The sequence below is a fragment of the Streptomyces sp. XD-27 genome, assembly GCF_030553055.1.
Classification (GTDB): domain Bacteria; phylum Actinomycetota; class Actinomycetes; order Streptomycetales; family Streptomycetaceae; genus Streptomyces.
In genome coordinates this window covers 3,995,847-4,007,652 of the sequence record NZ_CP130713.1, presented here as the reverse complement: position 1 = coordinate 4,007,652, position 11,806 = coordinate 3,995,847, and the positions used below count along the sequence as shown (strand labels likewise).

The window sequence follows — 11,806 nt, the reverse complement described above, 5'->3', positions numbered from 1 at the left end:
GCCCCGGGCCGGCCCCCGCCCGGGGCTAGGCCGACCGCGAGCCCTCCCGCAACTCGAACCAGATGCACTTGCCCGTGCCCCGCGGGTCCACGCCCCACGTGTCGGCGAGCATCTCCAGCAGCCACAGGCCGCGGCCCGAGGAGGCCAGTTCGCCGGGCCGGCGGCGGTGGGGGAGTTCGTCGCTGTCGTCCGCCACGTCCAGGCGGAAGCGGCGCGCGCCGCGCTTGCCGCTGATCTCGGCGAGCATCAGCGCGTCGCCGTCGGTGTGCACCAGGACGTTGGTGATCAGCTCGGAGACCAGCAGCACGGCCGACTCGACCTGGTCGGGGTCCAGCCAGTCGTGGAGGAGCTGGCGCACCTGCTCGCGGCCGTCGGCGATCCGCTCCGGCTGGGCCTGGGCGACCGTCATCGCCGTACGCCGCAGCGGCGCCGACCGCGCCCCCACGACGCACACCTCCGCGTCCCGGCTGATCAGCAGCAGCGCGATGTCGTCCTCGCGGCGGTCGGCGAGCGGGCCGGTGGTGTGGTGGGAGGCGGGGCCGTGCACGGCCTGGACCAGGGCGTCGGCCAGGCCCTCCAGGCCGCCGGGGCTGTCGGCCGGGTGCGCCTCGCAGACCTCGCGGATCCGCGCCCAGCCGCTGTCCAGGTCGTGCCCGCCGGTCTCGATCAGGCCGTCGGTGCACAGCAGCAGCGTCTCGCCCGGGTCGAGCACGATCCGCGTCGTCGGATAGTCGGCGTCGGGGTCGATCCCCAGCGGCAGCCCGCCCGCGGTGGGCCGCGTCATCAGCGTGCCGTCGGCGAGCCGTACCGCCGGGTCGCAGTGGCCCGCGCGGGCGATGTCGAGGGTCCCCGCCACCGGGTCCACCTCGGCGTACAGGCAGGTCGCGAAGCGCGGGTCGTAGGCGTCCGGGCCGTACCTGTCCGGGGCGTAGGCGTGCGGGGCGTACGCGTCCGGGGCGTCGTACGCGCCCGCCGCCTGCTGCCCCGACCCGTCGACCAGGCCGGCCAGGAAGCGGGAGGCCCGGGAGAGCACGGCGTCCGGGTGGTGGCCCTCGGCGGCGTACGCGCGCAGCGCGATCCGCAGCTGGCCCATCAGCCCGGCCGCCCGCACGTCGTGGCCCTGTACGTCGCCGATGACCAGGGCCGTACGCCCCGACGGCAGGTCGATCACGTCGTACCAGTCGCCGCCCACCTGGAGCCCGCCGCCGGTCGGCACATAGCGCGCGGCCACCGAGAGCCCGGGTATGTCGGGCTTGGCGGCGGGCAGCATGGTGCGCTGGAGCCCGTCGGACAGCGCGCGCTCCGTGTCGTGCAGGTGGGCGCGGGACAGCGCCTGGGCGAGCATCCGGGCGACCGTGCCGAGCACCGAGCGCTCGTCCGGGCTGAACGCCACCGGATGGTTGAACGCCGCCATCCAGGCGCCCATGGTGTGGCCCGCGACGGTCAGCGGCAGAAAGGCCCAGGAGCGGCGCTTGAACCGCTCGGTGAGCCGGAAGGCGGCCGGGAAGCGCCGCCGGTACTCCTCCGGGGTCGGCAGATAGACCGCCCGCCCGGTACGGATCACCTCGGCGGGCGGATGGTCGCCGTCCACCCTCAGGTCCAGGAACGGCTTCTCGTCCTCCGGCCGGTGCCCGTGGTGCCCGATGATCGTGATCCGGTCGCCGTCGGCGCCCAGGACGGCCATCCCCGACGGCTCGAAGCCCGGCATGGACAGGCCGGAGACCACCCGCAGCACCTCGGTGGTCGAGACCGCCTCGGCGAGCGCCCGGCCCGCGTCCAGCAGGAACGCCTCCCGGCCGCGCCGCCACTCGTCGGTGCCCGCCCAGGTCTCGCCGCCGGGCCGGCCGGCCCCGGTGCCGGGCCGGGCCGCCCCGGCGCCCGGTTGCGGCCCCGCGACCTCCTGGAAGGTGCCGACGAGCTGCTGGTCGCCGGCCGCGGTGGTCGTCAGCCGGCACCGGGTGCGTATGGTCCGCAGCACGGTGCCGCGCCCGTCCACCACCCGCAGCCGGGCCTCCGCCAGGGTGCCCTCGGCTATCGCGAGCTCGGCGACGGCCTGGACCCCGACCCAGTCCACCGGGTGGAAACGGGCGCGGATGGCCGACTCGCCCAGTACGGTCGGCTCGGCGGGCAGCCCGATCAGCCGGGCGGCCTCGGCGTCGAGGGTGACGCACTCCGAGGCACCGTCCCAGCGCCACAGGCCGGTGGCGACGGCGGCCAGGACGTCCTCGGTGCGCATTGCACTACCTTATGAGCATTTGCCACAGCCTTACCAGTGAGAGGCGGGACGCCGGTACCCTTGCGGGTGGCCTACAGCGTGTATCCCGCCTCTCCAGCTCCAGCGGGTGCCCACGCACCCAGCGGGTGTCCACCGCCCTCCGACCAGACGACTTGGATGAACGATGCATCGGTACCGGTCCCACACCTGCGGCGAGCTCCGCGCCGCTGACGTCGACACCGACGTGCGCCTCTCCGGCTGGCTGCACAATCGGCGTGATCTGGGCGGCATCCTCTTCATCGATCTCCGCGACCACTACGGTCTGGTCCAGCTCGTCGCCCGTCCCGGCACCCCCGCCAACGAGGCGCTGAGCCACCTCACCAAGGAGACCGTCGTCCGGATCGACGGCAGGGTCGTCAGCCGGGGCGCCGACAACGTCAACCCCGACCTGCCCACCGGCGAGATCGAGGTCGAGGTCGCCGAGGTCGAGGTGCTGGGCGCCGCCGACCAGATCCCGTTCACGATCAACACGGACGACGGCGTCAACGAGGAGCGGCGCCTGGAGTACCGCTTCCTGGACCTGCGCCGCGAGCGCATGCACCGCAACATCATCCTGCGCTCCCAGGTCATCGCCGCGCTCCGCCGCGAGATGACCGCGCTCGGCTTCCACGAGCTGGCCACCCCGATCCTGTCCGCGACCTCGCCCGAGGGCGCCCGCGACTTCCTCGTGCCGTCGCGGCTGCACCCCGGCAAGTTCTACGCGCTGCCGCAGGCCCCGCAGCAGTTCAAGCAGCTGCTGATGATCGCGGGCTTCGACCGCTACTTCCAGATCGCGCCGTGCTTCCGCGACGAGGACGCCCGCGCCGACCGCTCGCCGGGCGAGTTCTACCAGCTCGACATGGAGATGTCCTTCGTCGAGCAGGAGGACGTCTTCCAGGTCATCGAGAAGGTCATGACCGACCTCTTCGAGGAGTTCGGCGGCGGCCGCCACGTCACCTCGCCGTTCCCGCGCATCCCGTTCCGCGAGGCGATGGTGAAGTACGGCTCCGACAAGCCGGACCTGCGCGCCAAGCTGGAGCTGGTGGACGTCTCGGACGTCTTCGCGGGCTCGGGCTTCAAGGCGTTCGCCGACAAGCACGTGCGCGCCCTGGCCGTGCCGGACACCGCCGACCAGCCGCGCAAGTTCTTCGACCAGATGGGTGAGTTCGCGGTCGAGCACGGCGCGAAGGGCCTGGCCTGGGTCCGCGTCGGCGACGACGGCGCGCTGACCGGCCCGATCGCCAAGTTCCTCACCGAGGACGACGTGGCGGCGCTCACCGAGGCGCTGGGCCTCAAGCCGGGCGGCGCGGTCTTCTTCGGCGCCGGCGAGTTCGACGAGGTCTCCAAGATCATGGGCGCGGTGCGCGTCGAGGCCGCCAAGCGCGCCGGCCACTTCGAGGAGAACGTCTTCCGCTTCTGCTGGATCGTCGACTTCCCGATGTTCGAGAAGAACGAGGACACCGGCCAGATCGAGTTCTCGCACAACCCGTTCTCCATGCCGCAGGGCGGCCTGGAGGCGCTGGAGACCCAGGACCCGCTGGACATCCTGGCCTGGCAGTACGACATCGTCTGCAACGGCGTCGAGCTGTCCTCCGGCGCGATCCGGAACCACGAGCCGGACATCATGTACAAGGCGTTCGGCATCGCGGGCTACTCGAAGGAAGAGGTCGAGAGCGAGTTCGGCGGCATGCTGCGCGCGTTCAAGTTCGGCGCCCCGCCGCACGGCGGCATCGCGCCGGGCGTCGACCGCATCGTGATGCTGCTGGCCGACGAGCCGAACATCCGCGAGACGATCGCGTTCCCGCTCAACGGCAACGCGCAGGACCTGCTGATGGGCGCCCCGAGCGAGGTCGACGAGGCGCGCTGGAAGGAACTGCACCTGTCGCTGCGCAAGCCGGTGCAGATCAAGCAGGCGGAGAAGTAGCCGTCGGACCGCGGTAGCGGTCGGACACGCGTTCGGAGGACCCCGGCCCGGTTGGGCCGGGGTCCTTTGCCGTGTCGCGGCGGGCGTGCGACAGCCGCCAGGCTGAGAGTGGAGTCAGACCCTGCCCCCCTCCGACACCGCTCCGCCCCCCTCCGACACCGCTCGACATCCGTCCGGGAGGACCGCCTGATGCCCGCTCGCCGACCCCTGAGGTTCCGCGTCCTGGCGGCCGCGGCGCTGCTGTTCATGGGCGTGCTGGTCGGTTACGCGAGCCCGCGGGAGACGCCGGACACGCCGGGCGCGGGTGAGGGCGAGGCGCGGCGGGCGGGCGACGGCAAGGCTCCGGTAGCCGGGCCGGGTCGGGCCCGGGCCTCCGGTGACGGCAAGGCCCCGGACGACCGGCCGGGCAGGGCCCACGCCACCGGCCCCGGTGGGGCCCCGGCCGCCGCGGGGCCGCGCCCCCGCCCGGACCTCGCCCTGACCCGCCCCGGCCGGCTCCCGGCGGAGCTGCCGGGCCTCGGCCCGCGGACCCGGGCCCGCGTGCCCCGCGACGCGCGCCAGGTGGTGGTGGTGACCGGCGCGGGCCGCCACTCCTCCCGGTCCACCGTCGTGCTGTACGAGCGCACCGCGGCGGGCTGGCAGGCCGGCCCCGCCTGGCCCGCCCACAACGCGCTGCGCGGCTGGACCGACCACCACCGCCTGGGCGATCTGCGCTCGCCGAGGGGCGTCTTCGGCCTCACCGACGCGGGCGGGCTGCGCCCCGATCCCGGTACGAAGCTGCCGTACGACCACTCGGCCGGCTTCATCGCCACCGGCGTCGACTTCGAGGGCGAGCCGCTGGCCGGGGCCTTCGACTATGTGATCGCCATCAACTACAACCGCGTCGCCGGCACCTCACCGCTGGACTGGACCCGGCCGCTGGGCGCGAAGAAGGGCGGCGGCATCTGGATCCACGTGGACCACGACGGTCCCACGCACGGCTGCGTCAGCCTCTCGCTACAGCACATGGAACGGCTGCTGCGGACGCTGGACCCGGACCGGCACCCGGTCGTGGTGATGGGCGACGCGCGGTACCTGGCCCGCTGACGCGGCGGATGGCCGATTACGGCCGGTAGACCTCGCCCGGCTTCGGCTCGGCCGGGGCGAGCAACTGCGGCACCGTCACGAAGGTGTACCCGCGCTTCTTCAGCTCGGCGATGATCCCGGGGACGGCGGGCACCGTGCCGGCGTAGATGTCGTGCAGCAGGATGATCCCGTCCTGGCCCGCCTGGTCGAGCACCCGCTTCTTGATCAGCTCGGAGTCGGTGGTCTTGTAGTCCTTGGCGGTGACGCTCCACAGGACCTGGGAGAGCCCGAGTTCCTTGCTGACCTTGGTGACCTCGTCGTCGACGCGGCCCTGGGGCGGGCGCATCAGGACGGGCTTGCGGCCGGTGATCTTCTTGATGGCGTCCTGGGTGCGGCCCAGCTCCTCGCGTATCTCGTCGGCGTCGAGATCCGTCAGCACCTGGTGCGTCCAGGTGTGGTTGGCCACCTCGTGCCCCTCGCGCGCGATGCGGCGTACGACGTCGGGGTACTTGAGGACGTGGTTCTTGCCGAGCAGGAAGAAGGTCGCGGGCACCTTCTCCTTCTTCAACGTGTCCAGCAGCTGCGGGGTGTCCTCGCCGGGCCCGGCGTCGAAGGTGAGCGCTATGCACTTGGCCTTGCGGCAGTCGACGGAGCCGAACTTGCCGTCAGCCTCGGAACCGGCGTCATCCCGGGCGCTCTTCGGCGAGGTGGTGTCCATCGACGAACAGCCCCCCAGCGTCAGCGCCAGCGTCACGGCCGCGACCGCCAGTACGGCGGCGGTGGATGCCGTCCGGCGGACCACCGACTTCTTGCTCACCATGGACACAGCTCACTTTCGGCGGAAGCGCCGGTGGGCGAACGGATGGACGGACAGAAAGACGGAGGGACGGGGTCCGCCGTTTACTTCCGGCCATGTGCGATGTGTCACGGGTCAGGAAGGGGCGTACGGGTCCGCACCCGGGCCGGGGAGGTCGCCGAGCTCCCGGTCCACCGCGTACGGCGCCGAGCGGTCCCCCCGCGCCACCCGGTGCACGGCGCGCAGCAGCCGCCGGGGCGTCGTCCGGTGCTGCCAGAGCACGGCCCGTACGCCGTACTCCACCACCACCATCAGGTCCGCCTCCCGCAGCTCCCCGGCCACCAGCACCACGGGCTGCGCCCCACCGCGCACCAGCCGCCGCAGCTCCGCCCCGGCCCTGGCGTCCAGCCGCTCGGCGAGCATGACGGCCACCGCCCCGAGCGGCTCACCGCCGAACGGCCGCGGCCGGTCGATGAGTTCGACGGTGGGTTCCCTCTGGAGATGACGGACGACCCCGGCCCGCGAGAGCGGGTCGGGGCCGTGGACCGTCACCGTGACGCGTCTTGCGGGCACGTGGGTTCCTCGTTTTCCCTGTGGTTCGCGGAGTACACAGGGTCGGTGAGGGGGGTAAACGATCCCTTGCCGACGGCTCAACGAGGTCGACGGGCGTCAGCTGAGCACTTCCACCGCGCAGCGAACACCGGAAGCACGAGACAGACGGGCGTCGGTGGTGAGTAGGGGGCATTCGTACGCCTCGGCGGCGGCCACGTAGGCGGCGTCGTAGGCGGTGAGGTTGCCGCGGAGCTGCCAGATCCGAGGGATCAGCACGCGAGTGAGCGGGACGACCGGGTCAAGCTGGGCCAGCGCCGCCACCGCGTCATCCGCCTGCGGGCGGGAGATCTTGCCGCCCAGGAGGTTTCCCCGGATCACCGACATCACTTCGATGGTCCAGTGCTGCGGTGCGATCCAGCGGTCGTCCGCGGCGAGCGCGGTCCTGCATCGGTCACCCGTGCCGCCTTCGTCGAGCAAGGAGAACGCGAAGACGGAGGCGTCCACGACGATCACGCGTCATCTCCCGGCACGCCGAGCGCGGAATCGCGGGCCGCGCGCTCGCTCCGCAGCACACCCAGGACGTCGTTCTCGGTGAGCGTGGTGCCGTACCGCCTGCCGGAGAACCGCTCCAGGACGGCCAGGTTGTCACGGCGGCGGACCTCATCGCTCACGACGTCCAGGAGGTAGGCCTGGAGGGACTGGCCGCGTTCTCTCGCTATGGCGGACAGGCGGTCACGGAGGTCTTCGGGTACGTCACGAATCTGCAGAGCCACCATGCATGCAGTATTGCATGCATGGTGGCTCTGTGCGATGCGAACCTGCCGGTTACGCCGTCGGCTCCTCCGTGCCGCCGAAGCGCTCCCGGTAGCCCTCCAGGTCCTCCTCCGTGATCTTTGCGAAGAGGACCGGCGGGACCGTGAAGGCCGTGCCCGCCGGGACCGAGGCCAGGGACTTGGCCTGCTCCTGGGAGACCCAGGCCGCCGTGTCGCCGGTCAGCGCGAACGCCGACCGCATGGCCGCCGCCGACGTCGGGATGAACGGCTCGGAGACCACCGCGTACAGGTGGATCAGGTTCATCGCGGTCCGCAGGGTCAGCGCCGCGCCGTCCTGGTCGGTCTTGATCTCCAGCCAGGGCGCCTTCTCCTCCAGGTAGGCGTTGCCCGCGCTCCACAGGGCGCGCAGCGAGGCCGCGGCCTTGCGGAACTGGAGGGCGTCCATGTGGCCCTCGTACTCCGCGAGCAGGCGGGCGATCTCCTCGCCCAGCTTCGCCTCCGCCTCGCCGGCCTCCTTGCCCGCGGGCACCTCGTCGCCGAAGCGCTTGCGCGAGAAGGACAGCACGCGGTTGACGAAGTTGCCGAGGGTGTCGGCGAGGTCCTTGTTGACGGTCGCGGCGAAGTGCTCCCAGGTGAAGGAGACGTCGTCGGACTCCGGGGAGTTCGACACCAGGAAGTAGCGCCAGTAGTCGGCGGGCAGCAGCTCCAGGGCGGCGTCCGTGAAGACGCCGCGCTTCTGGGACGTGGAGAACTTTCCGCCGTAGTAGTTGAGCCAGTTGAAGGACTTGACGTAGTCGACCTTCTTCCACTTGTCGCGGGTGCCCAGCAGCGTCGCCGGGAACATCACGGTGTGGAAGGGGACGTTGTCCTTGCCCATGAACTGGGTGTACCGGACCGTGGCGTCCGCGTCGTACCACCAGGACTTCCAGTCCCGCACCTCGCCGTCGGCGGCGGCACCGGCCCACTCCTTGGTGGCGCCGACGTACTCGAGCGGCGCGTCGAACCAGACGTAGAAGACCTTGCCCTCGGCGGCCAGCTCCGGCCACGTGTCGGCCGGGACCGGCACCCCCCAGTCCAGGTCGCGGGTGATCGCGCGGTCCTGGAGGCCCTCGCTGAGCCACTTGCGGGCGATGGAGTACGACAGCGTCGGCCAGTCCTTGCCGTGCTCCTCCACCCATGCCTCGACCTCGTGGGCCAGCTTGGACTGGAGCAGGAACAGGTGCTTGGTCTCGCGCACCTCCAGCTCGGTGCTGCCGCTGATGGCCGAGCGGGGGTTCACCAGGTCCGTGGGGTCCAGGGTGCGGGTGCAGTTCTCGCACTGGTCGCCGCGGGCCCGCTCGTAGCCGCAGTGCGGGCAGGTGCCCTCGATGTAGCGGTCGGGCAGGAAGCGGCCGTCGGCCACCGAGTAGACCTGGCGGATCGCCCGCTCCTCGATGAAGCCGTTGGCCTTCAGCTCGCGCGCGATGGTCTGGGTGATCTCCACGTTCTCCGGCGAGGAACTGCGGCCGAAGTGGTCGAAGGCCAGGCTGAAGCCCTCGTAGATCGCCTTCTGCGCGTCGTGCTGCTCGGCGCAGTACTGCTCGACCGGCAGCCCGGCTTCCTTGGCGGCCAGCTCGGCGGGGGTGCCGTGCTCGTCGGTCGCGCAGATGTAGAGGACGTCGTGCCCGCGCTGGCGCATATAGCGGGCGTAGACGTCGGCCGGGAGCATGGACCCCACCATGTTGCCCAGGTGCTTGATCCCGTTGATGTAGGGAAGGGCGCTGGTGATGAGGTGTCGAGCCATTACAGGCTGCTCCCAGTTCGATACGGTGCGTGACGTCGCTCGCTCTGCGGGTTTGCTCTGCGAGCCGCCCATATCGTATCCGAGCGGCGCGGGCCAGCGGCGACGCGTTTTACGACTTGGGCCGGGAACGGCGGAGGGGTGCCGCACTGTGCGCGGCACCCCTCCGCCGGGCTGGTTCGTCAGCCCGGACGATCCCGTCCTGATCCGTCAGTCCGTCAGTCCTTGACGATCCCGGCGTTGCGGGCCTCCCGCAGCCACTCGGGGAACTCCGCCATCAGCTCCCGGTACAGCTCGGCGTCCGCCACCTCGCGCGGCTCCGGACCGGCGTGGAAGAAGCCCGCGTTGTCGATCACGCGCTTCTCCGGTACGGCCAGGTCGTCCAGCTTGCGCAGGAAGTCGAAGCCCTTCGCGTCCGGGTCGCCGAAGCCGACGAACTGCCAGAAGATCGGCAGCCCCGCCGCCTCGCACAGCGCCTTCTCGGCCGCGGGCTTGCTGGTGGGCGCGCCGTCGGTCTGGAAGATCACGAACGCGGGGTCCTCGGTGCCGGACTTCTTGTAGTGCTCGACCACGGCGGCGATTGCCCAGTGGTAGTTCGTACGGCCCATGTGCCCGAGGGAGGCGTGGAGTTCCGCGATGCGGCCGCTGTGGTTGGTGAGGTCGAGGTCGGCCGTGCCGTCGACGTCGGTGGAGAAGAAGACGACCGGGACCGTGCCGTCGTCGTCGAGGTTCGCGGAGAGGGCGAGCGCCTGCTCGGCGAGGTGCTGGACGGTGCCGTCCTTGTAGTAGCGGCGCATCGACCCGGAGCGGTCGAGGACGAGGTACACGGCCGCCCGCTGCCCGGCGAGGCCGTGCTTGCCGAGGGTGTCCGCGGCGGCCTTGTAGAGACTGACGAGCGCGGGCGCGTGGGTCTCGACCTTCCGCAGCGAGGGGGCAGCCGCCGGGTCCGACGACGCCTCGGTCGCCTTGGGCTCGGCCGCCGGGGCCGCCTCCGGCGCGGGTACCGGGGTGGGCGCCGCTTCCGGCGCGGTTGCCGGTGCGGGCTCGGGCTCGCCGGCCGCTTCCGGCGCGGGGGCCGGGGCGGGCGCCCTCTCGGGCGAGGCTGTCGGTGCGGGCTCGGGCTCGCCGGCCGTTTCCGGCGCGGGAGTCGCCTCCGGGGCGGGCTGGGTCGCGGTGGTGGGTTCCGCCGCGGGCTCGGCGGCGGCGCCACCGTCCGCGGCCGGGGCCGCGGCCTTGGGCTCAGGGGTGACTCCCGGACCGGCCTCGGAGACCGCGGCGGTCTCCGGCCGGTCTTCGGTGGTGGGCTCCAGCCGGGCCTCGTCGCCGGTCGCGGTGGTCTCGCCGGAGTTCGCCCCGTCGGCGGCCTCGGATTCCGCCTCCGGCTGGGCCAGGACATCCTCGGTGGGCGCATCCGCCGGATCGGCGGCGTCCGGTACAACCTCCACGGCCTCGGCCGTCTCCGCCGCCGGCTCGCTCGCGGGCTCCGCCGGGGAGTCCGCAGTGGCCAGGTCTGCCGACTCGCCGAGTCCCGTCCGGACTTCGGCGGGATCAGTCGACGTGGTCGGCTCCGCCGCTTCGGCGGGCCGCGTCTCGGCGGCCGCCTCCGGCTTGCGCTCGGACGCGGCGCCCTCGGCCGTCGCCGACTCCGTGGTCGTCGGCTCGCCCTCAGGCTCCGCCTCGGCGGCGGGCCTTGCCTCGGGATCCGTGACAGCCGGGGTCGCCGACTCGCCGGGCTCCGGCCGCGCTTCGCCGCGCTCCGTCGGTTCGGGCGTCTCCGCGGCGGCCTCCGGTTCCGGTTCCCGGGCTGGTGGGACGGTTCCGGCCGTGGTCGCCGCCGTGGCGGGTGCCGGCTCCGGGTGCTCCGACGGGGCGTTCGCCTCGGCCGGGGCCGGGGATTCCAGCAGCTCGTCCAGCGTCTTGAGCGGCTTGGTGAAGGCCGGGTCGTCCAGGGTGGGGCCGTCCGGCTCGTCGACCGGCTCGTCGACCGGGCCTGCGGCCCGTTCCGGCCGCACGGCGTCGCCCGTCGGACTGCCGCCGTCCATGTCGCCTGGCCGACTGCCGTCGTACGGTCCCGCGTCGGCCGTCCCGGCCGAGGCCAACGTGCCCGCGTCGGCCGTCCCGGTCGCGGCCGTCGTGCCCGCGTCGAGGGTCCCGATCGCGGTCTCCGCCCTCGTGCCGACCGTTCCGGCAGTGGCCGCCGTACCCGCGTCCGCCGTACCCGCGTCCGTCGTCCCGGCGTCCGCCGGTCCTGCGCTGGTTGTCGTCTCCGCGTCGGCCGTCCCGGCAGCGGCGGACGCCCCCGCGTCGGCCGCCTTCGGCGTGGCCTCGCGCTCCCCGGCCGGCGGCGTCGGCTCCTCCTTCGGCGCCGACCGCGACGTCGCCGCCGACTCCTCGTGCCGCGCCGAACGCGACGCCGACGACGGTGCAGGCGCAGACCCAGACGCAGACGCAGACGTCGACGTCGTCGCCGTCGCCGACGTCGGCTCCTCGCGCTCCGTCGACTCCGCCCGCCCTGCCATAACCTCCGTATCCGACACGGCTGTTTCGTCCCGCTTCGATCGGGAGCGGCCGAAAACATTGCGCAGCAGGTCCCGTATGCCCATGGGAGAACCTCTCACGTGTGTCGGTGATGCGCGCGTGGCGAACGTGGCGCGCGTGCGGA

At 72.5% G+C, this 11,806-nt stretch carries 9 protein-coding genes; 2 read left to right on the top strand and 7 right to left on the bottom strand.

The genetic code is table 11. From position 1 onward, the window contains the following. Window positions 1–25: 25 nt before the first annotated feature. Entirely contained in the window at window positions 26–2,236 is a 2,211-nt protein-coding gene (locus Q3Y56_RS17230) for a SpoIIE family protein phosphatase (RefSeq protein WP_304462801.1), read from the bottom strand. Window positions 2,237–2,399: 163 nt separating this feature from the next. Here Q3Y56_RS17230 and aspS point away from each other — a divergent pair, with 163 nt between their 5' ends. Then, window positions 2,400–4,178, top strand: coding sequence for an aspartate--tRNA ligase (gene aspS, locus Q3Y56_RS17225; protein ID WP_304462800.1), 1,779 nt, complete (start codon window positions 2,400–2,402; stop codon window positions 4,176–4,178). A gap of 189 nt (window positions 4,179–4,367) precedes the next feature. Continuing rightward, window positions 4,368–5,264, top strand: coding sequence for a L,D-transpeptidase family protein (locus Q3Y56_RS17220; RefSeq protein WP_304462799.1), 897 nt, complete (start codon window positions 4,368–4,370; stop codon window positions 5,262–5,264). A 16-nt stretch (window positions 5,265–5,280) separates the two neighbouring features. Here the strand turns inward: Q3Y56_RS17220 and Q3Y56_RS17215 are convergent, their stop codons facing one another. The 6 genes from Q3Y56_RS17215 to Q3Y56_RS17190 form a co-directional block, all read right to left on the bottom strand. After that, entirely contained in the window at window positions 5,281–6,063 is a 783-nt protein-coding gene (locus Q3Y56_RS17215; RefSeq protein WP_304462798.1) for a polysaccharide deacetylase family protein, read from the bottom strand. 111 nt (window positions 6,064–6,174) lie between these two features. Next, the gene (locus Q3Y56_RS17210) at window positions 6,175–6,612 is read right to left on the bottom strand and encodes a DNA-binding response regulator (protein WP_304462797.1); all 438 of its coding nucleotides are present in this window, start codon (window positions 6,610–6,612) and stop codon (window positions 6,175–6,177) included. 96 nt (window positions 6,613–6,708) lie between these two features. Then, window positions 6,709–7,104, bottom strand: coding sequence for a type II toxin-antitoxin system VapC family toxin (locus Q3Y56_RS17205; RefSeq protein WP_304462796.1), 396 nt, complete (start codon window positions 7,102–7,104; stop codon window positions 6,709–6,711). After that, the gene (locus Q3Y56_RS17200; protein ID WP_304462795.1) at window positions 7,101–7,367 is read right to left on the bottom strand and encodes a hypothetical protein; all 267 of its coding nucleotides are present in this window, start codon (window positions 7,365–7,367) and stop codon (window positions 7,101–7,103) included. The genes Q3Y56_RS17205 and Q3Y56_RS17200 overlap by 4 nt, the downstream gene beginning before the upstream one ends. A gap of 49 nt (window positions 7,368–7,416) precedes the next feature. After that, window positions 7,417–9,147, bottom strand: coding sequence for a methionine--tRNA ligase (metG, locus tag Q3Y56_RS17195; RefSeq protein WP_304462794.1), 1,731 nt, complete (start codon window positions 9,145–9,147; stop codon window positions 7,417–7,419). Window positions 9,148–9,362: 215 nt separating this feature from the next. Beyond that, window positions 9,363–11,663, bottom strand: coding sequence for a VWA domain-containing protein (locus Q3Y56_RS17190; protein ID WP_304462793.1), 2,301 nt, complete (start codon window positions 11,661–11,663; stop codon window positions 9,363–9,365). Window positions 11,664–11,806: the final 143 nt, after the last annotated feature.